Genomic DNA, 22,781 nt, shown 5'->3' with positions numbered 1-22,781 from the left:
GGCCGGAGGCAGATGTTGGCGGTAACAACCTCCGTCTCAAGCGTCATCGCACCCGCCTGCCCTCGCCCTGCTGATCAAGGTCATGACCTCGGCATCCGAGGTCTGCTCGAAGTCGCGGTAATGCAGGCCGACGGCGCGGAAGAAGGCGGGGGTGGAGAGACAGACGATGCCGTCGACCGACGGCCGCAGGCTTGCGAGCGCGCTCGCCGGCGCAACGGGAACCGCCAACAGCAGGCTACGCACACCGGTCCGGCGCAGCGCCTGGATCGCCGCGCGGATCGTGCCGCCGGTGGCAATGCCGTCGTCGACGAGCACCACATTGCGATCCCTCGGCGAATGCGGCTCGCGATCGCCGAGATAGAGCACCCGCCGTCTTGCGATTTCCGCGCGTTGGCGCTCGGCTTCGGCGGCGATGTAGCCGCGCGGCGGCCGCACCAGGCGCACGGCCTCGCGGTTCAGCACCAGTTCCGCCTCTTCGCCATCGACCAGTGCGCCAAGCCCGAATTCCTGATGACCCGGCGCGCCGATCTTGCGCACGATCAGCACCTCAAGCGGTGCGCGGAGATACGTGGCAATCTCGAAGGCAACCGGAACGCCGCCGCGCGGCAGCGCCATGACCAGGGGCTCCGGCGGCGCCTCGACGGCCACCGCCTGCGCCAGCCTGCGGCCGGCGTCGGCCCTGTTTTCGAAGAACACCGGTCCCGTGAACATGTCGCCTCTCCCGGCCCGCAGAAGGCCGCTTGAACCGCCTGGCACCGCGTCACCGCCGACGAAACGCCTGACCATCCGGCAGTTGTCACTCCGCATCGGTGGACAACCGTGTCAATTTCGGCAGTCGCTAAAATTGCAGCGATTTCCGCCGGGTTTCGTTAAGGCGCCAAAGCTACCAATTGACCCCTGCATATTTGGCATTGACGTAAGCCGCCTTCCTCGATTTTAGCACGACAGGCCGTTTCGAAATGAGCTTTCTCCCCGCCCTATCGATCATATGCCTACTGGTGATGCTGCCGGTACTGCTTTCGCTGCAGAAATCATCGATGCCAGGCGCTGCGGAGTTCGCTTCCGGCTGTGCCATGACAGCCATTGCCATGACACTGGTGATGCTGGCCGAGATCCAGTCTCTCCGGCCGCTGCTGCTTGTCGGCTTTGCGTTTCTTGCCATCGCCTGTCTCTTCGTACTCGCCGGGTTCCGCTCGTTCTTCGCTCTACCCAGCTGGAGGCCGGCAATCCTGCCGCTCGGCGCAACGATGGTTGCAACCATCTCGGTTCTGGCTGCGTTCGGCGCTGAGAGTACCGCGGCTCGGGCGCTGATCACGCTCGGCATCGCCGCCGCCGTCTTCGTGGTCGCCTCCATTTCCGTCCTGAGGCTGCGCACAGCGAGCGACCCGACAACACGGAAGGCAATCGTCATCGGTGCCGCCATTGCCAGCGTCACGCTCCTGCAGATCGCCGCGATCTCGCCCCCTTCCCCCGTGAACGAGGCGGGCCCGGCTCCCCTTGTTGCTTGGAACTTTCTGCTGGCTGCGATGTGGCTGCTCTACATGCCCATCCTGTTTCTCGGCGTCATCCTGATGACTCATGACCGCGTCATCGCCGATCTCAAGACCACGATTGCCCGCGACGAGTTGACAGGAGCGCTGTCGCGGCGCGCCTTCATCGAACTTGGCGAACGCATCTTTGCCTCGTGCACGGCGCACGCGCGCCCCGCCGCCTTCCTGCTGCTCGACCTCGACTATTTCAAGCAGATCAACGACCGCTATGGCCATGCGGCCGGCGATGCCGCGCTCGGCCATTTCGCCGACACGGTCACCGCCTGCCTTGCCGGACGCGGCACATTCGGCCGCATCGGCGGCGAGGAATTCGGCGTGGTGCTGTCTGACCATACCGAAGGCGAAGCGTTTCTGCTGGCCGAGGAGATCGGCCGTACGGTCCGCGTCACCCCCGTCGGACGTTTCGGCCAGCCGATCCGATTGACTGTCAGCATCGGCATTGCCAGCGCGGGCCTTGGCGATACCATGACCGACGTGATGATCCGGGCGGACATGGCACTCTACGCCTCCAAGGCCGACGGACGCGACCGCTGCACCATCGCCGGGAGGCTGCAGCCAGACGCCAGCGGTCGCGTGCTTGCCGCTGCCGCCGCACAGCTTCGCGCTGCCGAGGCCTATTCGCTCGCACCGCAACTGCTGCGCGACACCGGCTGATCCGGGAACCTCCGCTCAGCCCGGTTCACGTGTCCACCTTGCGCTGGCCATCTTGCATTGATTGGGGCAGAACCTATGTGAACGGTGCAAACCACCGGAGGAAATTCATGTCCCGTTCGTTCCGCGTCTTGATGCTAACCAGCCTTGCCGCTTTCGTAACGACAGTCTCTCCCGCCCGGGCCGAAACCGTCGGCGAAGTCGGCGTCGACTGGCTCGGCAACGACATCATCGTCGACGCGGTCAGCGATCCCAAGGTCAAGGGTGTGACCTGTCACGTCACCTATTTCGATCGCGGCGTCATCGATAGGCTGAAAAACGGCAACTGGTTCGAGGATCCATCCAACAACTCGATCGCCTGCCGCCAGACCGGCCCGATCGAGATCGGCGACATCGACCTTTCGAAAGAAGGCGAGGAAGTGTTCCGCTCCGGCTTGTCCTTGATCTGGAAAGACCTGCTCGTCACCCGGATCTATGACCGCAAGAACGACACGCTGATCTATCTTGCCCACTCGCGCGAACTGACCGACGGCTCGGCCAAGATGTCGATCACGACGATCCCGCTCTACGGGCAGACCGTCAACTGGCAGGAAGGCAAGCCGAAGCCCTGACAAAACGAACCCTCCCGGAAGAGTGTTCCAGGAGGGCTTTGTCACCGGCCAGTCCCCACAACTGGCGTCAGGCCATCGATGCTCAATAGGTAGGCGGGACGATACCCTGGTAGTAGTCGCCGTCACCACCCTGATAGCGATCAGTTAACGGCTGCTGGTAGGCACGCGGAACGGTTCTGTAGATACTGCCTGTCGACATCCTATCGACTGGAGCAACGGTGGTGCGCATCGGGGCGACCCTGGCGCGATACTGTGTTCCGGGAGGATTGTTCGCGTCGATGCCCTGATAGTAGCTGTCAGCCAGAACTGGCCCGGCGGCGCCGGCAATGAGCGTTGTTACGGAGAGCGCGGCAATGAGTTTCCTTACAGACATGGTCATAGGTTCAACTCCTGTTTCAAAAATACGGTACCCGGCCTCCGAACAGGTACGCTGCGACAACGCTAAAGTAGTACAACTGTTCCGTCAGCGCTCATGACGTTTTGTCACGATAGCCTCGCCCAAGCGTGAAAATCATGACGCAAGTTTAACTTGACCTGCGGGCTTTCTGACCAACGTGCCACGCGCAAAACGCGAAACGCCCCGGGAAAGCCCCAGGGCGCATCGCCAATCCGCGGCTCGAAGGTGGTCAGGCGGCCTGCGCCAGCTCGTCGGCAATCACCGTGTCGAGGTTGAGGAAGCAGACCATGGTCTTTTCCAGCGCGACAATGCCGCGGCAGAAGGCACGTTGCGCTTCCGGAATGATCTCCGGCGCCGGCTGCAGATCTTCGCTCTTGATGGTCATCATGTCGGATACCTGCTCGACGAGCAGGCCGACCAGCTTGCCGGCAATGTCGGTGACGATGATCGCCGAACGTTCCGACGGTTCGGTCATCTTCATGCCGAGACGGCAGGCCATGTCGATGACCGGGATCACCGCGCCGCGCAGGTTGATGAGGCCGAGCACGTAGGGCGGCGTGTGCGGCATCGGCGTCACCGGCGCCCAGCCGCGGATTTCGCGGATCGCCATGATGTCGATGCAGAATTCCTGGTCGCCCAGATGAAACGAAACGATTTCGAGATAGGCACCGGACTGCTTGATTGCGTTGGACATGATCAGAATTCTTCCCAATTCTCACCGGAGGCCGACGTCGATGGCACGGAGCCCGGTTGGTTGCCGAATGCGCCCGCTAGCTTGCCCATCAGGGCCTTGGCGGGGGATGGAGCTGGACGCGAGGTCGATTTTGCCGAGGCAAGGTTGTGCAAAGGCACCGCCTTGTGCGTGCCCCTGGGTACGAGCCTTGCAGCTGCAGGCGTCGTTGCGGCTGCGATCTGCGTTGAAGCCCGCGTCTGGACAGGCGCTGCCGGCTTCACGGTCGTAACTGGCTTCACGCTCGCGGTCGTCTGCGACGGTGCGTTGGAGCGCATCAATGCTTGGACGGTCCGGCCCTCGTGGAACTGGCCGACGAGTTGCGTCAGCTTTTCCGCGTCCTGCGCCAGCGTGTGGCTGGAGGCGTTGGTCTGTTCGACCATCGCGGCGTTCTGCTGCGTCATCTGGTCGAGCTGGCCGACCGCCGTGCTGATTTCGTTGAGCCCGGTCGACTGCTCACGCGCCGCCATGACGATGGAACTCATGTGCTCGTTGATCCGCGCGACATCGGCGCCGATGCGACCGAGCGCCTCGCCCGTCGCCTGCACCAGCCGGACACCGGTGCCGACCTCGTTGCCCGAGCGGCCGACGAGCGTCTTGATATCCTTGGCGGCGCCTGCGGCGCGCTGCGCCAGCGCGCGCACTTCCTGCGCCACGACGGCAAAACCCTTGCCGGCTTCCCCTGCCCGCGCTGCCTCGACGCCGGCGTTCAGCGCCAGAAGGTTGGTCTGAAAGGCAATCTCGTCGATGACGTTGATGATCGTGCCGATCTCGTTCGAGGCATCCTCGATGCGGGCCATGGCGCTGATCGCCTCGCCGACGATGCGGCCGGATTCCTGCGCATTGGTGCGGGTCTCGTCGACCATGCGGCTCGCCTCTTCGGCGCGCTGGGTCGCGGTGCGCACGGTCACCGTGATCTCGTCGAGGGCGGCGGATGTCTGCTCCAGCGATGCGGCCTGCTTTTCGGTGCGGCGCGCCAGGTCGTCGGCGGCGGTGCGCATCTGGCGGCCATTCGTCTCGATCGAGAGCGCGTTTTCCTTGACGTTGAAGAGCACGTCACGCAGGCGCTCGACCGTCTGGTTGAAATTGCGGCGCAGCGTATCGAGCTTGCCATCGAAGGGGCGGTCGATGGTGACGGCGAGATCGCCTTCGGCAAGCTGCGTCAGTGCCAGGCCGAGGCTGTCGACCGCAGCCTGGATGCGGCGAACCGCTTCGTCGCGCTCGCTTTGCTGCTGTTCGCGTTCCTTCTCGATTTCGCGGCGGCTTGCCGCCGCATTCTGCTCGAGCGATTGCTTTTCTATGGCCGAGGCACGGAAGAGATCGACGGAGCGGGCCATGACGCCGATCTCGTCGCCACGGTCAAGCGCCTCGACCTTGGAGCCGAGCTCGCCCTTCTGGATGCGCTGCATGCTGTCGCGAAGCCCGAGGATGCCGCGGCGCAACGTCGCCCCGTGAAACCAGAGCAGGCCGAGCAAGGTCGCCATGGCGACGAGACCGGCTATAGTCTGCAGCAGAAGCGCATCGGCCGAAACGGCGCGCGCTTCGTCGACCCGCGTCTGAACCAGTTGTGTCGCAGCCTCGGAGAGCTGCGAAAGTGCTTTACCAAGCCGTTCGCCGGCACCGTCGATCGCGTCGTCGATCTTGCCGAATTCTTCCGTCGAAGCCTTGCCTTCGACCAGCGTCTTCAGGTCGACGCCGATTGCCTGGCGAAGTTCGGTGAGATCCGCGTCGAAGGTCGAAAGCGCGTCAGTCCGGCCGAGCAGCGTCGCCAGCGTCTTGATATCCGCCTTGCTGGCTTCGAGAAGGCTAAGCGTGGTTGCGATGCCTGCGGCGCGCTCCGGATGGATCACGCCTTCGTTACGGTCGACGATGGTATCCATGGCGTTGAGCACGAGGTTGGTGGTGGCAAGCCGCATCTCGTCGACGGCGGTCAGGCCGCGCTGCGCGGTGATCGCCCCGTTCAGCGCCTCGTTCGAGCGCATGTCCTCATACCAGCCGACGCCGAGCACGGAGCCGAAGCCAACGAAGGCGGCACCGGCGAGCGTGGCAAGCCGCTGGCTGACGGTGAGGTTCTTTTTCAGGGGCGCAGACGTTGCGGTCATAGGGCAGTCCATGGTCACGGACCTGCCAAAACCAGGCGAAGTCCTCCGTTAAAATCGATGCGGAAAGCCGGGCTCGATCAAACCGGATGACGTCATGTCATGTAGAGGTGAAGCACTTCACCCGCGTTGGCAAAACACTGGCAAACAGACCTTAAGCATTCGCTAAGCCGACCCCCGAATCATGGGGAGAAACGCAGCGCGGCGAGATGCTTTTGCTGGAGCGCGGTCGCCCCTTCGAGAAAGCGCAGCAGAACCGCCTGCTCCTCGGCTGAAAAGGTCGCGAGGAAGCCGGCACCTTCCTCGGCGATCGGCCGGTAATAGGGCGCCGTCAGCATCTCCACTGCATCGGTGTTTTCCACCATCACCTTGCGCCGGTCTTCGGCGCTGCGCGTCCGCTGCAAGAGGCCGCGTGCCTCCATCCGGTCGATCAGCGCCGTCACCGCCGCTGGCGTCAGTCCCGTCTCCTCGGCAATCGCGCCGGCCGGTCGCGGGCCGGCATGCAAGAACGCGAGGCAGCGGCGCTCGGCGGCATTGAGCTGCAGCCGCTCGCCCACCGCCTCGTCATAGGCTTGGGTCGCATCCTGCCAGCGCATCACGGCGCCGCCAATTGCTCGGACGAGTCCGTCCGGCGCCGGGCTTGACGAATTTACTTCGATCATCTAAATATTAATCCATCGTACTTTTCATTCATCGCAACAATATGAACTTCGCTTGCAGCGGACGCAAGCCTTGGAGACGCATATGCCAAAGCAGAATTCCATCGCGATAACAGGCGCCGGCATTGCCGGCCTGTCCCTCGCCATTCGCCTGCGCCAGACCGGCCACTCAGTCCAGATCTTCGAGGCTCGGCCGCGGGAGGCGTCCGGCGAAGGCGCCTTCCTGACGCTGGCGCCGAACGGCATCAATGCGCTGCGCGCGCTCGGCCTTGCCGAGCGTGTCTCTTCCCTCGGCATCCCGACGACCGGCATTGAAATCCTCAACGCCGCTGGCCGACGGCTGGCATTGCTCGATGAGCGGGAAGCCCAACGGCAGGCGGGCGCCGCGAGCATCACCCTGCGTCGCGCCGACCTGCTGGAGGCGCTACGCCAGACAGCGTCGGCGCAGGGCGTCGACATTCGCTATGACCACGCGCTCATCGACATCGAGCGGAAAGCGGACGGCGTGACCTTGCGCTTCGGCAACGGCGAGAGTGCGCATGCGCATTGGCTCGCCGGCTGCGACGGGGTCTGGTCGCGCACGCGGCGCCTCGCATTGCCCGCCTCGCCCGAGCCGCTCTATACCGGGTTGACAGGCACCGGCGGCTTTCTCGATTGTCCTCACGTGCCGTCGAGCGGCGGCGTGCTGCGCCTGATGTTCGGCGAAAGCGCCTTCTTCGGCTACATCAAGGCGCAGGAAGGGCCGGTGTTCTGGTTCGATTCCTTCACGCTCGACGAGGAGACGGCGATCGGCCGGCCGGATCCGGCAGCCCTTGCCGCCCGCACCCGCGCCCAGCACGCCGGCGACGCCGCCCCGGTCCGCGACATCGCCGCGGCCGTCACCTCGGTGCCGCGCGCCTATCCGGTCTTCGACATGGGCCACCTGCCGCGCTGGTTCGACGATCGCGTCGTGCTGCTTGGCGATGCCGCCCATGCGGTCTCTCCCCATGCCGGCCAGGGCGCCTCGATGGCGATCGAGGATGCCGTCGTGCTCGCCGCCTGCCTCACCGCCTATGGCGCGCCGAGCCGGGCCTTCAGGGCCTATGAGACGCTCCGGCGCGACCGGGTGGAACACATCGTCCGCATCAGCCGCCGCCGTGGCGCCAAGAAGCAGGCAAAGGGCCCGGTCGCACTGTTCCTGCGCGATCTTCTCCTGCCGCTTCTGTTGCCCTTCGACGCGAAAACGACCCAGGCCGTCCAGCGCTACCGCGCCGATCTCGACCCGCTGGTGTTGCCGGCCGCCTGAACGCCGATCTCCGGCCCGGCCGGAGATCCCTTCCCCTTGGCGCTCCGGATGCTATGATAGGGTCATGAACACGAGAACGCAGAGATCGATCCGGCTTCCGCTGCTTGCGGGTCTTGCGATGGCGCTTGCCGTCGTGACGCTTCTCGCCTTCCGCGGCTGGATGGCGAACGGCGCCGATATCTTCCTGGCGCTCGCCCAGTCCGGCCTTGCCTGGTGCATCTGAGCTGACGGGCATTACTGCCGGAGGATTTCCAGGAAAAGTGCGAAGCGGTTTTCCGTCCGGAAATGCTTCAACACAAAGAGATTGCCTGCGGCAATTGTCCCATTTGCGTGGCTGCGGCGGAGACGGTATCAAAAGCCGATCAACCTGATATGGCCGGCCAAGGCCCCAACTAAATCGGTAGCACGCATGAAAACCATTCGCATCGCCCTTTGGGCCGCCGTCGTCGTCATGGCCGGCGTTCTCGGCTGGCTGACCTACGAGATGACCCAGTCGAAGCAGCAGGGCGCCTCCGGCCCCTTCGGCGTGCCCTTCACGCTGGTGGCGCAGGATGGCAAGGAGATCACCGAGAAGGCTTTCTCCGGCAAACCGACCGCGCTGTTCTTCGGCTTCACCCATTGCCCGGAGGTCTGCCCGACGACGTTGTTCGAGCTGAACGGCTGGCTGGAAAAGGTCGACCCGGAAGGCAACAAGCTGCAGGCCTATTTCATCACCGTCGACCCTGAGCGCGACACGCCTGAAATTCTCGGCCAGTACGTCTCCAACGTGTCCAAGCGCATCACCGGCATTTCCGGTCCGGCCGACAAGGTGCTGGAGATGGTCAAGGGCTACCGCGTTTACGCCAAAAAGGTGCCGCTCGACGCCGAAAAGCCTGACGGCGACTACACCATGGACCATACCGCCTCGGTGTTCCTGCTCGACGCCGACGGCAGCTTCTCCGGCACCATCGCCTACGGGGAAAACCCCGAAACCGCGATCAAGAAGCTCGAGAACCTCACCAAGGGTTGAGGACCGCTCCTGCCCCAATCGAACATCTTTGCTAGCGCCGGCATCGCCCGGCGCTTTGCGTTTGCCAAGCTTTCATGCTAGCGGCGGGGGCTTGCAGCGGCGCACGTCGGATAGGGCGTGCGGCGATTATGCAGAGCCAGCCGAAGGACAGAGCCTTGAGCGAGATCAGACTTTTCGTCACCACCACCGAGAAGCAGGCGGAAGCCGTGCTCGACCGCATGAGCGAGGTCTTCGGCGAAGAGGATTTTGCCATCGGCACGACGGAAGTCGACGAAAAGCGCGACGTCTGGGAAGCCTCGATCTACATGATGGCGGCCGACGAGGAGAGCGTCAACGAGCGGCTGACGGAGGCGCTTGCCGACGACTTTTCCCATCTTGCCATCGAACGCGAAGTGCTGCCGGATATCGACTGGATCGCCAAGTCGCTCGAGGGGCTGGCGCCCGTGCGCGCCGGCCGTTTCGTCGTGCATGGCTCCCATGACCGCGACAAGGTCCGCACCGGTGAGATCGCCATCGAGATCGAGGCCGGCCAGGCCTTCGGCACCGGCCACCATGGCACGACCGCCGGCTGCCTCGAAGTGCTGGCGACCGTGGCGCGCACCCGCACGGTGCGCAACGTGCTCGACCTCGGCACCGGCAGCGGCGTGCTGGCGATCGCTGCCTGGAAGCTCCTGCATGTGACGGTGCTCGCCACCGACATCGACCCGATCGCCACCCGCGTTGCCGAGGAAAATGCCCGCCGCAACGGCGTCGTCACCGGCATGACCTTTGCGACGGCCCCCGGCTTTCACTCCACCGCCTTCAGCGGCAACGGCCCCTTCGACCTGATCATCGCCAACATCCTCGCCCGTCCGCTGATGAAGATGGCAGCGCAACTGACCGCCAACCTCGCCCCCGGCGGCTCGGTGATCCTCTCGGGCATTCTTGCCGAGCAGCGCTGGAAGGTGCTTGCCGCCTATAACGGGCAGCACCTGCGCCATGTCCGCACCATCTGGCGCAACGGCTGGGTGACGATCCACCTGGAGAAGTGAGGCACGCGTCCGGAGCGACAGCCGCAGGGTTTCTTCGCAAAGCCTGACCTGGTCTCGGTTTGCAGCCTATCCCTTCGCCGGACGGCGGTGGGAGAACTGAGCGATGGATATGCCGGCTTTGCGGAAGCCGTTCAGCCAGAGCTCCGCATCCTCTGACAAGGAGCAAATCTTCGCGGTGTTTCGGGCGTAGACGTCTGCATCGAACGCCGCGGGCATCGCGCGCGTTATGATTGCCGCCTCCTCCGCCCTGCCGAGCTGGGCGAGACAGGCCGCCTGGCCTGCCGAGCTGGGCGAGACAGGCCGCCTGGTTCAATCGGAAGAAATACGGCGGATCGATCAGGGTTCCGTAGGCGGTCAATGCCGCATCGAACCTGCGCGCGAGATAGTAGCAGTCCCCGAGACTGGAGAGGAACGCCGGCGGCAGGAGCGGCTCGAACTTGCAGCCCCGTTCGACAAGCGCCAAGCCTTCTTCATGCATTCCCGCATAGGAAAGGATCATGCCTCGGGCGACAAGGACGTTCATGTCGCGCGGGCTCATCGAGATCGCAATGTCGGAGTAGCGCAGGGCCTCGTCAATTTTCCCGACCAACAGAAAGCATGCAGCAACGCTGGTGAGGACGAATGGATCGTTTCTGTCGGCAGCGATCGCCCGCGCGGCATATTCCTGGCACTCAACCTCAAGCCCGGCATCTGTCGCAGCATCAGGCTCACTGAACCGCCAGTATGCGTAGAGCAATCCTAGCGAGGCGAGAGCGGGCGCATAGGTCGGGTCGACGCGGATCGCCTCCTGCATGTGCCCGCGTGCACCCTGTTCGTCACCGTTGCGCCAGGCAGCCCCTGCCCGGAGCCAGGACCTATAGGCGGAGATATCCGTCGTCGAACTCCTTGCGCGAACGGCCCCGGCCACCTCTTGAAGATTGAAAAACAGGCGACCTATGATCGCATCGACGATTTGATCCTGGACCGCGAAGATGTCCGCCATTTCGCGATCGAATCTCTCGGCAAAGACATGCGCCCCTGTCTGTGTGTCGATCAATTGCACCGAGGCGCGCAGGCGCTGGCCAGCCAGCCGGACACTGCCTTCGAGGACGAATTCCGCACCGAGCTGCCGGCCCACCTCCGCCACGTTCACCGATTGGCCCCTGTAGCTGAACGTGGTGTTTCTGGCGACGACGGAGAGATTCCGGAAGCGGCTCAGCTCGGTGATGATGTCCTCGGTGAGGCCGTCGGCGAAGTAGTCCTGCTCTGTGCTTCCCGACATGTTCGTGAGAGGCAGAACGGCGATGGTGGTAAATTCCCTGCCGCGAGAAAGTGTCGTTTGGAGCAGTGCCCGGGCCGTCTCCATTCCGAAGATCCTGACCGGCGCAGCAATGTTCTTGAGCTGCACCAGTCCGAGGTCTTTCATCACGACGGGGATCTTGCCTCGGACTTCATTGTGCACCTTCTCGGACATGCAGATGCCACCCGGCTCGGCCAGCGCTTCCAGTCGCGCTGCGATGTTGACCCCCTCGCCATAAATGTCTGAACCCTCGCCGATGACATCGCCGATGTTGATGCCGATGCGGAGCAGGATCTCGCTGGGTTCTGGAACACCGGCATTCGCCTCCGCCATCTTCCGCTGAAGCTCGAGCGCGGCCTCGACGACGTCAATCGCGCTGGCGAATTCGACCAGCACGCCGTCGCCCATCAGCTTGACGATGCGTCCTCCATGGGCGCGCACCACCGGGTAGAGCACATGACTTCGCCGCTCCTTCAGCGTCTCATACGTCCCGGCTTCATCGGCTTCCATCATGCGGGAATAGCCGACCACATCGGCGACGAGGATCGCAACAAGGCGGCGGTGGATTGATTTCTCGACCACGCTCCCACGTCTCCTTCGGGTGGCGCACTCTGTTGGGAAACCGAACTCGTCCACAATATCGGGATTGTGACCTTGTGCAAAATCATCTTGTGGCACGTGCTCCATAACGGCGCACGAAAGAGCCGTTGATGTCAGGGTGCCAGCGCCAAAAAGCCAAGCCGAAGAAAAACGAAAAGGCCGCCACGTCTTTCATGACGGGCGGCCCTTCGAAACAAAGGCGATGCCAGGGGCATCGCCTGCTGGTTCGGCTTGAGACCGAACCATGCCCGCGAGCCTGAGGAGGAGGAGCGCTCGAGCGGGCGTCTACCGTTCCGAAATTGACCACCCTTGAGGGAGGAGGAGAACAGAGTGATCAACTATTCTCGGAACTGCAGGCTTTTGAACCACCGGATGTTCGTCCGTGTTCGTTGAGGCGGCTTATAAACTATTATTCCGATAGAGATAGCAGCTTCTTGGCATAGGAGCCATGCAGAAAGCGCATATGTATGGTAAATGAGCAATTGCCCTCTAAAGCATTTCCGATTTATGCGGAATCGCAAAAACGCTCTATCTCTTTGTTTTTACACATTTCCTGACGGAAAACCGCTTCGCACTTTTCCTGGAAATGCTCTGATTCTGTGCACGTCCTGCCGCCGGCATGCCCGGCAGGATCTCGCCTCTTTCCTCCCCATGGACGTTTCCGCTAAGATCGCGCATCTTTCCCGCGGTTCTCCGCCCAATTTACCGGAAATCCCTCATGTTTCAGTCCTTTGAAGTCACCTCCACGCCCCAGTTCGGCAAGGAGCGCACAGAAGCCTTGCGCGCCACCTTCGCCGCCCTCGGCATCGACGGGTTTCTCGTACCCCGTGCCGACGAGTTCCAGGGCGAGTATGTGCCGGCATCGTCGGAGCGGCTTTCCTGGCTCACCGGCTTTACCGGTTCCGCCGGCGTCGCCCTCATTACGCAGCGTCAGGCTGTCGTTTTCGTCGATGGACGTTACGTGACCCAGCTGAAGGAACAGGTCGACGGCCAGGTCTTTATCGGCGGCGATCTCATCGGCGAGCCGCCGCATCTCTGGCTGGAAAATAACGGCACCAAGGGCTTCAGGCTCGGCATCGACCCGTGGCTGCACACAGGCGCTGAAGTGCGCCGGCTGGAAAAGGCGCTTGCCGTCCTCGGCGGCTCGCTCGTCTTCCTCGACCACAACCCGCTCGACCGCATCTGGACCGGTCGCCCGGCAGCCCCGCTCGGCCGCGTCTCCATCCAGCCGATCGAGCAGGCCGGCGAGCTTGCCAAGGACAAGATCGCGACCATCGCTGGCGGCCTCGAAAAGGCCGGTGCCAGCGCCGTGGTTTTGACCGACCCCTCCTCCGTCGCCTGGACCTTCAATATCCGCGGTACCGACGTGCCGCACACGCCGCATCCGCTCGCCCGCGCCATCATCCATGCCGACGGCCGCGCCGAGATCTTCCTCGACAAGCGCAAGACCGGCATCGAGCAGGAAGCCTATCTCACCCAGATCGCCGAGATCGCAGCACCCTCGACCTTCGACGACCGCCTGTCGACGCTCAGTACTGCGGGTGCTGCCGTCATGCTCGACCCGGACCTTGCCTCCTTCGCCATTTCCGAGCTGATCCGCTCCAAGGGCGGCAAGGTCGTCGAGGCCGTCGACCCAGCCCGCCTGCCCCGCGCCCAGAAGAACAGGGCCGAGATCGAGGGCTCGACCCGCGCGCATCTGCAGGATGGCGCCGCGATGGTCGAATTCCTCGCCTGGCTCGACAAGGCCGAGCCCGGCACCGTCACCGAGATCGGCGCTGCCAACCAGCTGGAAGCCGCCCGTGCCACCGTCGGCGAGCGCATGCAAAACCCACTCAAGGACATTTCCTTCGACACCATCTCCGGTGCCGGCTCGCATGCGGCGATCATGCACTACCGCGTGACGACCGAAACCGACCGCGCGATCGAAGCAGGCACCATGTTCCTGATCGATTCCGGCGCGCAATACATCAACGGCACCACCGACATCACCCGCACGGTGGCGGTCGGCGCGGTTCCGGAAGAGCAGAAGCGCTTCTTCACGCTGGTGCTGAAGGGCATGATCGCCATCAGCACCGCGCGTTTCCCCAAGGGCTCGCGCGGTGTCGACCTTGACCCCTTGGCCCGCATCGCGCTGTGGAAGGCTGGCGCCGACTACGCCCATGGCACCGGCCACGGCGTCGGCTCCTACCTCTCGGTGCATGAGGGACCGCAGCGCATCGCCCGGCTTTCAACCCAGGAACTGCTGCCCGGCATGATCCTGTCGAACGAGCCCGGCTATTACCGCCCCGGCGCCTTCGGCATCCGCATCGAAAACCTCATCGTGGTGCAACCGGCCGAAGAGATCGCCGGCGGCGACCTGGCGATGCTCGGCTTCGACACGATCACCTATTGCCCGATCGACAGCCGCCTGGTGCTGCCGGCGTTGCTGACCGACGAGGAACTGGGCTGGTTCAACGCCTACCACGCCGAGACGCGCGAAAAGCTGATGCCGCTGTTGGTGGGCGACGAGACCCGCAACTGGCTGAAGACCGCGACGAAAGCCATCACACGCTGAGTGGGGCATTGCGAAGGGGCTGAAGCGCGTTTCCAGTCCCCAAAGCATGTCGCGCAAAGGTGCGCAGTGGTTTTGCGATAACGACATGCGCAAAAACAAGAGCTTAAAGCGCAACAAGCGAATCCGGGAGAGCGCCCGGCGCTGTAGCAAATTGGGGCGGGATGCGGCCGGAAAACCGCACGCAGTTTTCCTCATCCCGCTCTGACGCCGGCTTTCAAGAAGAAGCACAAAGGCTTGGGGGAAGCCCCGGCTTTTCCTTTCAGATTCCCAACAGTTTCTTGGCCTGGCCGAGCGTTGCCTCCGACGCGGCGTGATCGCCGGCCTTGTGCTGGTCTTCGCCCTGCTTGCGCAGCGCCGTGACCTTCGCCATGTCGGCCTCGGAAAGAGAGGCCGTCGGGATGGCCGCATCGATCGCAGCCATCATGGTGGGGCACTGGTTGGCAAAGGCCGTCGCAGGCGCAAGCGCGAGCAAAAGGGCAATCGAGATCCTGGTAATCATGGTCGCTCCTCCACCACCGGGAGGCTGCAGCAAGTCAAAGTGCAACCGCGACCTTTGCGCGTCAGACAGGGCGCGCGGCGCAGCCGTACCTCTCCGGCAATCAGAGGATGATAATCCAGGACGCGCCCGAAGCCAACGCCGGAGCGTTCAGCGCACCCTGCCCTGCCCGCGCCGTCTTCGACGACACGACCAGCGACAGGGATTGCCCGCACAAAGGCGGTGAGGAACCTACAGGACGAGATGCCGGATCAGCATCACCACCACCCAGCCGATGACGAGCATGCGCAAGGTGGAGAGATTAAGCCCGAGCGCAATGGCGAAGGCGACGAACATCGAGACCGCGACGTCGAAGCCGCCATAGACGAAGGCCGGCGCCACCAGCGTCGTCAGCACCGCCGCCGGAACGGCGTTCAATGCCGATTCGAGCCGCGGCGGGATCTGCTTCATCTGGGTGATGAGCACATAGCCACCGATGCGGGTGATGAAGGTCGCAACGGCCGCCGCGATGATCAGATAGATGAGATTGAGGTGTTGCGGGTCCATGGCTCAGGCCTCCTTCTCGATGGCGACGGGCGGTGCCGAAACCGTCTCGGTCGGCGGCAGGCAGGCGGCGAGCAGCACGCCCGCCAGCGCCCCGATGCTGACATGCCAGGGCGAGCCGACGAGATGCATGCCGGCAACCGACGCCACGGCAGAAACCGCAACGATCGGCAAAAAGCGGTCACGCTTGCGAAAACCCATCACCAGGCCGAGGAAGTAGATCGGCAAGAGCACGTCGAGGCCGATGGCCTTGGGATCGCCGATCAACTGACCGAAGATCGCGCCAAGCAGCGTGTTGAAGATCCAGGGGAAATAGATCACCAGGCCGAAGCCGAGATACCAGGGGAAGGTCACCGGCAGGCCACGCTCGCCGCGCTTCTCGGTCTCGGCATATTGCGGATCGACCAGCAGGAAGAAGGCAAAGAACTTCTGGACCTCGGTGAAATGCCGGATGTATTTGGCGATCGAGGCGGAATAGAGCACGTGGCGGAAGTTGACGGCGAAGACCGAAAGCACCACCAGCCATGGCTGGACATGGTTGCCGAACAGCTCGATGCCGACCATCTGGCTGGCGCCGGCATAAACCGTCGCGCTCATGAACACGGTATCGGCGATGGTAAAACCATTGTCGACCGCAAGCGCACCGAACAGCGCGCCAAAGGGTGACGCCGCTAGCATGATCGGGAAGCCGCCGCGCACGCCTTCCCAGAATTCGTCTTTTCTCATGGAATCCTCCCGCGGCGCCGGCAATGGGCGCCCGCGGCATGCCGTCTTTAATCGGGATCGATCAAGGCCACATGCAGCATTTCAAAACTGCGACAGCGACTGTGCACCTCAAGGCGCGCGCGGCTGTCGTCCTGTGCCGGACAGATAGGCGTTCCCGCCCCGACCAACAATTCAATTGCGCTTATACAATGATTGAATTTTATGATGCCTGACCGCGGCAGGCTTGAACGAAATGCGCACGGGTCGATAAGCGATCGCCGTTTTTTCACCGCCGCCTCGCCACCGACCACCTGGCGGTGGGGCATTTATCCGAAGATCGCTCCCCCAGTGGGATAAGGCGCAAGCCGCATGACCTGCGCCCTCCTGTTCAAAGTCGCCGTGTGCTCGTTGGCGCGGCCAGGTCGTGCAAAGAGATGTGTCAGCGCTTGACCTGGAACGTATGCTCGACACCCGGGAACGTGCGCGCCTTGACCTCGTTGGCGTATTCCTCCGCAGCCTTCGAGATCGCCGGCGCCAGTTCGGCAAAATGTTTGACGAAGCGGGGCTTGAAGTCGTTGAACAGGCCCAGCATATCGTCAGAGACGAGGATCTGGCCGTCGCAGGCCGGCGATGCGCCGATGCCGATGGTCGGCGAGCGCAATTCCCCGGTGATCTCGCGCGCAACCGGCTCGACGGTGCCTTCGACGACGATCGCAAAAGCGCCGGCATCGTCGATCGCCTTGGCGTCGCGGCGGATCTTGGCCACTTCCTTCTCGTTGCGACCGACCGAGCGATAGCCGCCGGTGGTGTTGACGAGCTGCGGCATCAGCCCGACATGGCCGAGAACCGGAATGCCGCGGCTGACGAGGAACTCGACCGTCTCGGCCATCTCGGCGCCACCCTCGAGCTTCACGGCGCTACAGCCGGTTTCCTTCAAAACGCGTGCAGCACTTCGGAAGGCCTGTTCCTTGGATTCCTGGTAGGAGCCGAACGGCAGGTCGATGACAATGCAGGAGCGCTCCGAGCCGCGCATGACCGCCTGGCCATGGGCGATCATCATCTCGAGCGTGACGCCGACGGTGGTGTCGAGACCGTAGAGCACCATGCCGAGCGAATCGCCGACCAACAGGAAATCGACATGCGGATCGAGCAGCCGGGCAATCGGTGTCGTATAGGCCGTCAGGCTGACGATCGGGCGCTCGCCCTTCAGCGCCTCGATATTGGCAGGGCTCAGGCGGCGTCTGGCAGATTGTACGCTCATTCTCAGGCAACCTTTGCAAAATGGGCGGATTTGGCGGCAATCACGCGGTTGTCGAGCAGCTTCGTCGTGCCGAAGCGCACGAAGAGCAGCAGCAGCACCGGCTTGTCACCGATCTCTTGAATTGTTTCGAGCGTGCCAGGATCGCGCAGCGCCACGACTTCGGGTCGAGCCAGCGGTTCGGCGGAAAGAAAAGCCGTCACGGCCCTTTCCACTTCGACGGCATCGGTGATCCCGGACGCGACCAGCCGCTCGGCCTCGGCAAGTGCCTTCGGCACGATGGCAGCCGCTTCACGCTCAGCGGCGCTGAGGTAGACATTGCGCGACGAACAGGCGAGCCCATCGGCCTCGCGCACCGTCGGCACGCCGATGATCTCCACCGGCTGGGCGAGATCATCGACCATACGGCGAATGATCTGCAGCTGCTGGAAATCCTTCTCGCCGAAATAGGCGCGGTCCGGCTGCACGATGTTGAACAGCTTGGTGACGACAGTCGCAACGCCGGCAAAGTGGCCGGGACGCACGGAACCTTCAAGCTCGGAGCCGAGCTTCGGCACGTCGACCACCGTTTCCATCGGTCGCGGATACATGTCGGACACCCCTGGCGAAAACAGGAAGTCGACGCCGCCCTCTTCCAGCATCGCCTGATCGCGGGCGAGATCGCGCGGATATTTGCTCAAGTCTTCGTTGGGGCCGAACTGCAGCGGATTGACGAAGATGCTGGCAACGACGACGTCATTTTGCCCGCGCGCACGGCGCACAAGCTCCATATGGCCGACATGCAGATAGCCCATGGTCGGCACGAGCCCGACCGTCTTGCCTGCCCGCCGGTATTCGGCAAGGGCTGCGCGCAGCTCGGTGATGGTGGTGATGGTCTTCAAATCCGGACCCTCCAATCCGCGAAGGCGCCGCTAGCGCCCCGCCCCGCGGCCTGTGGCTCTTGGCCCGCTCCGCGAAAAGGCAATTGCACAAAATTTGGCTGCAAACCTCTATCTTGTGCAGCGCAAAAAGACAAACGGAATTGGTGCCGCTGCGAATAGAGCCAAGCCAATTATCGCACGGTCCGGGCGGGCAAGCTCAGCTGTGGGCGGAACTCGGCACCCGCCAGGGCGGATCGAGCCTGTTGGCGCCTGCGAAATAAAGTACGATGCGGTTGCCGGCGGGATCAAAGATTTCGGCTTCCCGCCACAGCCAGCTCTTGTCGGCGGGACTGCTCGCAAACAGGATACCGGCCTCGATCAGCCGGCTGACGGTCAGATCCAGATCGTCGCACTCGAAGTAGACGGTTGTGCCGCTGCCGCCCGCCTCGCCCTGATGCAGCGAAAACGAACTGCCGCCATCCGGGCAGACGAAGCGCACATAATGCGGCCGCGCATCGACGATCGGCTGCAGCCCGAGCGTGCGGTAGAACTCCCACCCCGCATCGAGATCGGGCATCGTCACCGTCACCTGGTTCAAACGCATCGTGTCTCCTCACATCCCGGGCGCCGACAGTCATCGTTGCTCGCCGCACCTCTTCACGAGGTCCGGAGACCATGGAACATCCGCCAGAAATGTGCGAGGTGCAAACGATGCGGATTCAGCATGGACCGCCAAACTCTGATCGGCCTCGTGTGGCACTCGCCGCCGTTCCAGATGTGCTCGCCCATTTCGAGCGCGCCGCCGGCACCTTGCCGAGCGAATTGCCAGTAATCTCGGGTGAACCGGAAATGCTTGAAAACCTATGATTGCACACCACATCAGCGGGGACACTTCGCATTTCTCAAAAAATGTCTGAACGGCTGTCGGCTGCGTGTCACGCCGAACGTCCTAGTTATGTTCAATCAAGAAAATCCCTACGAGGAGCATTCCATGCGCATGATTTTTGTAAACCTGCCCGTCAAGGACCTGAAGGCGTCCCGGGCCTTTTTCGCGGCACTCGGCTATACCTTCAACGAGCAGTTCTCCGACGACACGGCCGCCTGCACGGTGATCTCGGACAATATTTTCGTCATGCTTTTGACCGAACCGAAGTTCCGCGGCTTCATCACCGGCGAGATCAGCGATGCCAGCAAGGGCACCGAGGTCATCACCGCCCTTTCCGCCTCGAGCCGCGCCGAATGCGACGACATGCTCGCCAAGGCACTCGCTGCCGGTGCCAAGCCCTGGAAGCCGGCACTCGACTACGGCTTCATGTACGGCATCAGCTTCCAGGATCTCGACGGCCACGTCTGGGAATTCATGTGGATGGACATGGAAGCCGCCCAGCAGCAGGCCTCCTGATCTGACGCAATCCCCTTGCCTTGCGCCCGCCGCGTTTCGCGGCGGGCGCTTTTTTTTGTCTGATCCGGTGCACGCAACTATGAGCGAGGCTATCGGCCGCAGAGGTTTTGGGGAGAAATTGCCCGAAAAACCGGATAGTTGGGGAACCCATACGTCGAGAAGGCGAGTGAGCCGTCGCTGACGCTTGCAATGAGCAGAATGAGGAAGCCCCATGTCCATGAATGTCGAAGCCAAGCATTGGTCCAAGGTCGAGCTTTTGCACGAGACCGTGCGCAACCCGAATATCCATGTGCGCGGCACCAACAGCTACTACAGCAACGCTTGGACGGGTTCCTTCGAGGAGAGCGTCGTTCGCTACCTCTATGGCGACGACTACAGCCTCAAGGCCTGGGAGCCGCAATGGCCGATCGACCAGTTGCGGATCGGAGACTACGTCGCGATCGGTGCCGAGGCGGTAATCCTGATGGGTGGCAACCACACCCACCGCACCGATTGGGTCAGCCTCTATCCGTTCATCGATATGATTGGCGAAGCCTATATCGGCAAGGGCGACACGATCATCGGCGACGGCGCCTGGATCGGCATGCGCGCCATGATCATGCCGGGAGTCACCCTTGGTGAAGGCGCCGTCATCGCTTCGGGCGCGATCGTCACCAGAGACGTGTCGGCTTACACCATCGTTGCCGGCAATCCGGCCCGCCCCGTTCGCCAGCGCTTTCCCGAAGCAGACATCGAGACGTTGCTCTCACTCGGCATCTACCGATGGGAGAGGTCGAAGTTCGACGCGCTGCGCAATGTCATCTGCGCCGACGACATCGCCGCGCTGAAGGCAGCATCCGAAGCCTACGACGCGGAACAGGCATAACGACAACGCCTGCCAGCGCCCCTGATCGTGGGCATCAGCCCCCGATCAGCGCCAGCCACTCGTCCTCGTCCATCGTCTGCACGCCGAGTTCGCGCGCCTTGTCGAGCTTGGAGCCCGCTCCCGGGCCGGCGACGACGATATCGGTCTTCTTCGACACGGAACCTGCCACCTTGGCGCCGAGGCTTTCCGCCTTGGCCTTGGCCTCATCGCGCGTCATCTTTTCGAGCGAACCGGTGAAGACCACGGTCTTGCCGGCGACCGGGCTGTCGCTCGCAACCGGTATCTCCGCCCCTTCGGGCGTCACTTCGGCAAGCAGTCGCGTCACCACTTCAAGGTTCCTCGGCTCCTTGTAGAACTCGACGATGGCGCGGGCGACGACTTCGCCGATGCCGTCGATACTGTTGAGTTCGTTCCAGGCATCACCCGTAAAGGTGCCGGCTTCGCTCATGGCTGCGCCGAAGGCCTCGTAGGTGCCGTAGGAGCGCGCGAGCAGCTTGGCCGTGGTCTCCCCGACATGGCGGATGCCAAGCGCGTAGATGAAGCGATGCAGCGCGATCGAGCGGCGGGTGTTGATCGCGTCATAGAGCTTGCGCACGCTGACGCGGCCGAAGCCGTCGATGTTTTCGAGCTTTGTCAGCGACGTCTCCTGGCGCTTTTCCAGCGTGAAGATGTCGGCCGCCGTGCGGATCGACAGCGTCGGATCCTCGCTCTCGAAGAAGAACTCGATCTGCTTGGAGCCGAGGCCTTCGATGTCATAGGCATTGCGCGAGACGAAATGCTTGAGATGCTCGACCGCCTGCGCCCGGCAGACGAAGCCGCCGGTGCAGCGGCGCACTGCATCCACCTTGCCGGACTTCTCGTTGATGTCGCGCACCGCATGGCTGCCGCAGACCGGGCATGTCGTCGGAAAACGATAGGGCTCGCTCCCCTCCTTGCGCTCGTCCATCACCACGTCGACGATCTGCGGGATGACGTCGCCCGCCCGCTGGACGATCACCATGTCGCCGATACGGATGTCGCGACCCTCGCGGATCGGTTCGCCGCTGTTGCCGAGCCCCTTGATGTAATCCTCGTTGTGCAGCGTCGCATTGGTCACGACGACGCCGCCGACGGTGATCGGCTCCAGCCGTGCCACCGGCGTCAGCGCGCCGGTGCGCCCCACCTGGATGTCTATGGCCGTCAGCCGCGTAAATGCCTGCTCGGCCGGGAACTTGTGCGCCGTCGCCCAGCGGGGCGAGCGCGAGCGGAAACCGAGCCGCGCCTGCAGGTCGAGCCGGTCGACCTTGTAGACGACGCCGTCGATATCATAGTCGAGATCAGGCCGTTCGCGCTCGATATGGTGGTAATGCGTCAGCAGCTCGTCGGCCGACGAAATCCGCTGCATCAGTGGATTGACCGGGAAACCCCAGGCCTTGAATGCCTCGACCATGCCGAATTGGGTATCGGCAGGCATTTCCGACATTTCGCCCCAGGCATAGGCAAAGAAGCGCAGCTTGCGGCTGGCAGTCACCTTGGCGTCGAGCTGGCGGAGCGACCCGGAAGCGGTGTTGCGCGGGTTGACGTAGAGCGGCTTGCCGAGCGCTGCCATCTCGGCGTTGAGTGCGGCAAAGTCGGACTTCGCCATGTAGATTTCGCCGCGCACCTCGACGATCTCAGGAGCGCCGGCCGGCAGCGTCTGCGGGATCATGCCGATGGTGCGGATATTGGCGGTGACGTTTTCACCTGTTGTGCCGTCGCCACGGGTCGCCGCCGTCACCAGCCGCCGGTTCTCGTAGCGCAGCGACATCGAGAGGCCGTCGATCTTCGGCTCGGCGGTAAAGGCGATCGAATTATCCGGCAGCTGCCCGAGGAAGCGGTAGACCGAGGCGACGAAATCGCGGGCGTCCTCGTCGGAAAACGTGTTGTCGAGCGACAGCATCGGCCGGGCATGAACGACCGGCTGGAAGGTAACGGATGGCGCTGCCCCCACCTTCTTCGATGGGCTGTCCTCGCGCGCAAGCGCCGGAAACTGCGCCTCGATCGCATCGTTGCGCCGCTTCAGCGCGTCATAGTCCGCATCCGTGATCTCCGGCGCGTCGTTGCCATGATAGAGCGCGTCGTGCCGGGCAAGCTCGGAGGCGAGAAAGGCCAGCTCCTCGGCGGCTTCCGTTTCGTTCAGCTTCTCGACGGGTTTCAGTTCACTGGACATGCGCGACGA

22 protein-coding genes and 1 pseudogene are annotated in these 22,781 nt (G+C 63.3%); 10 read left to right on the top strand and 13 right to left on the bottom strand.

Annotation, left to right across the window (positions count from 1 at the left end; all coding sequences use genetic code 11):
• Nucleotides 1-36: 36 nt before the first annotated feature.
• Nucleotides 37-711: a phosphoribosyltransferase gene (locus tag C6558_RS08195; protein WP_025427693.1), complete on the bottom strand. Its 675-nt coding sequence runs from the start codon at nt 709-711 to the stop codon at nt 37-39.
• Nucleotides 712-959: 248 nt separating this feature from the next.
• Between C6558_RS08195 and C6558_RS08190 the strand changes: the two genes are divergently transcribed.
• Together C6558_RS08190 and C6558_RS08185 are read left to right on the top strand one after the other, a co-directional pair.
• Nucleotides 960-2,204 (top strand): diguanylate cyclase, encoded by a 1,245-nt coding sequence (locus tag C6558_RS08190; protein WP_025427694.1) that lies wholly within the window; start codon nt 960-962, stop codon nt 2,202-2,204.
• Nucleotides 2,205-2,335: 131 nt separating this feature from the next.
• The gene (locus C6558_RS08185) at nt 2,336-2,812 is read left to right on the top strand and encodes a CreA family protein (RefSeq protein ID WP_371412249.1); all 477 of its coding nucleotides are present in this window, start codon (nt 2,336-2,338) and stop codon (nt 2,810-2,812) included.
• Nucleotides 2,813-2,894: 82 nt separating this feature from the next.
• Here the strand turns inward: C6558_RS08185 and C6558_RS08180 are convergent, their stop codons facing one another.
• The 4 genes from C6558_RS08180 to C6558_RS08165 form a co-directional block, all read right to left on the bottom strand.
• On the bottom strand, nt 2,895-3,191 hold the full coding sequence (locus C6558_RS08180) for a hypothetical protein (protein WP_025427696.1): 297 nt from the start codon (nt 3,189-3,191) through the stop codon (nt 2,895-2,897).
• 247 nt (nt 3,192-3,438) lie between these two features.
• Nucleotides 3,439-3,903: a chemotaxis protein CheW gene (locus C6558_RS08175; RefSeq protein ID WP_018326507.1), complete on the bottom strand. Its 465-nt coding sequence runs from the start codon at nt 3,901-3,903 to the stop codon at nt 3,439-3,441.
• A gap of 2 nt (nt 3,904-3,905) precedes the next feature.
• The gene (locus tag C6558_RS08170; RefSeq protein WP_038577246.1) at nt 3,906-6,041 is read right to left on the bottom strand and encodes a methyl-accepting chemotaxis protein; all 2,136 of its coding nucleotides are present in this window, start codon (nt 6,039-6,041) and stop codon (nt 3,906-3,908) included.
• Nucleotides 6,042-6,220: 179 nt separating this feature from the next.
• Nucleotides 6,221-6,634: a MarR family transcriptional regulator gene (locus C6558_RS08165; RefSeq protein ID WP_309141651.1), complete on the bottom strand. Its 414-nt coding sequence runs from the start codon at nt 6,632-6,634 to the stop codon at nt 6,221-6,223.
• 148 nt (nt 6,635-6,782) lie between these two features.
• Between C6558_RS08165 and C6558_RS08160 the strand changes: the two genes are divergently transcribed.
• From C6558_RS08160 to C6558_RS08150, 4 genes are all read left to right on the top strand, one after another.
• A complete protein-coding gene (locus C6558_RS08160) occupies nt 6,783-7,982 on the top strand; it encodes an NAD(P)/FAD-dependent oxidoreductase (protein ID WP_025427699.1) in 1,200 nt (399 codons plus the stop codon).
• Nucleotides 7,983-8,046: 64 nt separating this feature from the next.
• Nucleotides 8,047-8,205 carry a hypothetical protein gene (locus C6558_RS40285; RefSeq protein ID WP_025427700.1) on the top strand — a complete coding sequence of 53 codons (159 nt, stop codon included), beginning with the start codon at nt 8,047-8,049 and terminating at the stop codon, nt 8,203-8,205.
• A 186-nt stretch (nt 8,206-8,391) separates the two neighbouring features.
• A complete protein-coding gene (locus C6558_RS08155; protein WP_025427701.1) occupies nt 8,392-8,991 on the top strand; it encodes an SCO family protein in 600 nt (199 codons plus the stop codon).
• Nucleotides 8,992-9,146: 155 nt separating this feature from the next.
• Nucleotides 9,147-10,022: a 50S ribosomal protein L11 methyltransferase gene (locus tag C6558_RS08150; protein WP_025427702.1), complete on the top strand. Its 876-nt coding sequence runs from the start codon at nt 9,147-9,149 to the stop codon at nt 10,020-10,022.
• Between the two features lie 1,435 nt (nt 10,023-11,457).
• On the opposite strand, the pseudogene C6558_RS41385 reads toward C6558_RS08150, so the two are convergent.
• Nucleotides 11,458-11,988, bottom strand: a pseudogene (locus C6558_RS41385) (adenylate/guanylate cyclase domain-containing protein); the annotation flags it as partial.
• Nucleotides 11,989-12,619: 631 nt separating this feature from the next.
• Between C6558_RS41385 and C6558_RS08140 the strand changes: the two are divergent.
• Nucleotides 12,620-14,455, top strand: coding sequence for an aminopeptidase P family protein (locus C6558_RS08140; RefSeq protein WP_025427704.1), 1,836 nt, complete (start codon nt 12,620-12,622; stop codon nt 14,453-14,455).
• Between the two features lie 259 nt (nt 14,456-14,714).
• Here the strand turns inward: C6558_RS08140 and C6558_RS08135 are convergent, their stop codons facing one another.
• The 6 genes from C6558_RS08135 to C6558_RS08110 all read right to left on the bottom strand — a co-directional run bounded on the left by C6558_RS08135 (nt 14,715) and on the right by C6558_RS08110 (nt 18,921).
• On the bottom strand, nt 14,715-14,954 hold the full coding sequence (locus tag C6558_RS08135; protein WP_025427705.1) for a hypothetical protein: 240 nt from the start codon (nt 14,952-14,954) through the stop codon (nt 14,715-14,717).
• 228 nt (nt 14,955-15,182) lie between these two features.
• Nucleotides 15,183-15,497 (bottom strand): AzlD family protein, encoded by a 315-nt coding sequence (locus tag C6558_RS08130; RefSeq protein WP_025427706.1) that lies wholly within the window; start codon nt 15,495-15,497, stop codon nt 15,183-15,185.
• A 3-nt stretch (nt 15,498-15,500) separates the two neighbouring features.
• Nucleotides 15,501-16,220: an AzlC family ABC transporter permease gene (locus C6558_RS08125; protein WP_084814678.1), complete on the bottom strand. Its 720-nt coding sequence runs from the start codon at nt 16,218-16,220 to the stop codon at nt 15,501-15,503.
• A gap of 418 nt (nt 16,221-16,638) precedes the next feature.
• Complete coding sequence (gene panB / locus C6558_RS08120) at nt 16,639-17,460, bottom strand: 3-methyl-2-oxobutanoate hydroxymethyltransferase (RefSeq protein WP_025427708.1); 822 nt, start codon at nt 17,458-17,460, stop codon at nt 16,639-16,641.
• Between the two features lie 2 nt (nt 17,461-17,462).
• Nucleotides 17,463-18,338 carry a pantoate--beta-alanine ligase gene (gene panC, locus C6558_RS08115; protein ID WP_025427709.1) on the bottom strand — a complete coding sequence of 292 codons (876 nt, stop codon included), beginning with the start codon at nt 18,336-18,338 and terminating at the stop codon, nt 17,463-17,465.
• A gap of 196 nt (nt 18,339-18,534) precedes the next feature.
• Nucleotides 18,535-18,921: a VOC family protein gene (locus C6558_RS08110; RefSeq protein ID WP_025427710.1), complete on the bottom strand. Its 387-nt coding sequence runs from the start codon at nt 18,919-18,921 to the stop codon at nt 18,535-18,537.
• Nucleotides 18,922-18,992: 71 nt separating this feature from the next.
• Here C6558_RS08110 and C6558_RS39615 point away from each other — a divergent pair, with 71 nt between their 5' ends.
• The 3 genes from C6558_RS39615 (at nt 18,993) to C6558_RS08100 (ending at nt 20,584) form a co-directional block, all read left to right on the top strand.
• Nucleotides 18,993-19,184, top strand: a complete 192-nt coding sequence (locus C6558_RS39615) for a hypothetical protein (protein WP_144239155.1) — start codon at nt 18,993-18,995, stop codon at nt 19,182-19,184.
• Between the two features lie 124 nt (nt 19,185-19,308).
• The gene (locus tag C6558_RS08105) at nt 19,309-19,719 is read left to right on the top strand and encodes a VOC family protein (protein ID WP_025427711.1); all 411 of its coding nucleotides are present in this window, start codon (nt 19,309-19,311) and stop codon (nt 19,717-19,719) included.
• Nucleotides 19,720-19,930: 211 nt separating this feature from the next.
• Nucleotides 19,931-20,584 (top strand): CatB-related O-acetyltransferase, encoded by a 654-nt coding sequence (locus C6558_RS08100; RefSeq protein WP_198956844.1) that lies wholly within the window; start codon nt 19,931-19,933, stop codon nt 20,582-20,584.
• Nucleotides 20,585-20,618: 34 nt separating this feature from the next.
• Here C6558_RS08100 and ligA read toward each other — a convergent pair whose 3' ends face one another.
• The gene (ligA, locus tag C6558_RS08095) at nt 20,619-22,772 is read right to left on the bottom strand and encodes an NAD-dependent DNA ligase LigA (RefSeq protein WP_025427713.1); all 2,154 of its coding nucleotides are present in this window, start codon (nt 22,770-22,772) and stop codon (nt 20,619-20,621) included.
• Nucleotides 22,773-22,781 lie beyond the last annotated feature (9 nt).

Source organism: Ensifer sp. NM-2 (assembly GCF_003024455.1).
Lineage (GTDB): Bacteria > Pseudomonadota > Alphaproteobacteria > Rhizobiales > Rhizobiaceae > Ensifer > Ensifer canadensis.
The sequence above is the reverse complement of the archived record's forward strand: the minus strand, read 5'-3'. Positions and strand labels throughout refer to the sequence as shown.

What these genes read in the sequence shown, in the direction of transcription:
- C6558_RS08190 (WP_025427694.1), top strand. Translation starts at nt 960, where the DNA reads ATGAGCTTTCTCCCCGCCCTATCGATCATATGCCTACTGGTGATGCTG.
- C6558_RS08125 (WP_084814678.1), bottom strand. Translation starts at nt 16,220, where the DNA reads ATGAGAAAAGACGAATTCTGGGAAGGCGTGCGCGGCGGCTTCCCGATC.
- C6558_RS08110 (WP_025427710.1), bottom strand. Translation starts at nt 18,921, where the DNA reads ATGCGTTTGAACCAGGTGACGGTGACGATGCCCGATCTCGATGCGGGG.
- C6558_RS08180 (WP_025427696.1), bottom strand. Translation starts at nt 3,191, where the DNA reads ATGACCATGTCTGTAAGGAAACTCATTGCCGCGCTCTCCGTAACAACG.
- C6558_RS08165 (WP_309141651.1), bottom strand. Translation starts at nt 6,634, where the DNA reads ATGCGCTGGCAGGATGCGACCCAAGCCTATGACGAGGCGGTGGGCGAG.
- C6558_RS08130 (WP_025427706.1), bottom strand. Translation starts at nt 15,497, where the DNA reads ATGGACCCGCAACACCTCAATCTCATCTATCTGATCATCGCGGCGGCC.
- C6558_RS08100 (WP_198956844.1), top strand. Translation starts at nt 19,931, where the DNA reads ATGTCCATGAATGTCGAAGCCAAGCATTGGTCCAAGGTCGAGCTTTTG.
- C6558_RS08140 (WP_025427704.1), top strand. Translation starts at nt 12,620, where the DNA reads ATGTTTCAGTCCTTTGAAGTCACCTCCACGCCCCAGTTCGGCAAGGAG.
- C6558_RS08160 (WP_025427699.1), top strand. Translation starts at nt 6,783, where the DNA reads ATGCCAAAGCAGAATTCCATCGCGATAACAGGCGCCGGCATTGCCGGC.
- C6558_RS08170 (WP_038577246.1), bottom strand. Translation starts at nt 6,041, where the DNA reads ATGACCGCAACGTCTGCGCCCCTGAAAAAGAACCTCACCGTCAGCCAG.
- C6558_RS40285 (WP_025427700.1), top strand. Translation starts at nt 8,047, where the DNA reads ATGAACACGAGAACGCAGAGATCGATCCGGCTTCCGCTGCTTGCGGGT.
- C6558_RS08175 (WP_018326507.1), bottom strand. Translation starts at nt 3,903, where the DNA reads ATGTCCAACGCAATCAAGCAGTCCGGTGCCTATCTCGAAATCGTTTCG.
- C6558_RS08135 (WP_025427705.1), bottom strand. Translation starts at nt 14,954, where the DNA reads ATGATTACCAGGATCTCGATTGCCCTTTTGCTCGCGCTTGCGCCTGCG.
- C6558_RS08155 (WP_025427701.1), top strand. Translation starts at nt 8,392, where the DNA reads ATGAAAACCATTCGCATCGCCCTTTGGGCCGCCGTCGTCGTCATGGCC.
- C6558_RS08195 (WP_025427693.1), bottom strand. Translation starts at nt 711, where the DNA reads ATGTTCACGGGACCGGTGTTCTTCGAAAACAGGGCCGACGCCGGCCGC.
- ligA (WP_025427713.1), bottom strand. Translation starts at nt 22,772, where the DNA reads ATGTCCAGTGAACTGAAACCCGTCGAGAAGCTGAACGAAACGGAAGCC.
- C6558_RS39615 (WP_144239155.1), top strand. Translation starts at nt 18,993, where the DNA reads ATGGAACATCCGCCAGAAATGTGCGAGGTGCAAACGATGCGGATTCAG.
- C6558_RS08185 (WP_371412249.1), top strand. Translation starts at nt 2,336, where the DNA reads ATGCTAACCAGCCTTGCCGCTTTCGTAACGACAGTCTCTCCCGCCCGG.
- panB (WP_025427708.1), bottom strand. Translation starts at nt 17,460, where the DNA reads ATGAGCGTACAATCTGCCAGACGCCGCCTGAGCCCTGCCAATATCGAG.
- C6558_RS08105 (WP_025427711.1), top strand. Translation starts at nt 19,309, where the DNA reads ATGCGCATGATTTTTGTAAACCTGCCCGTCAAGGACCTGAAGGCGTCC.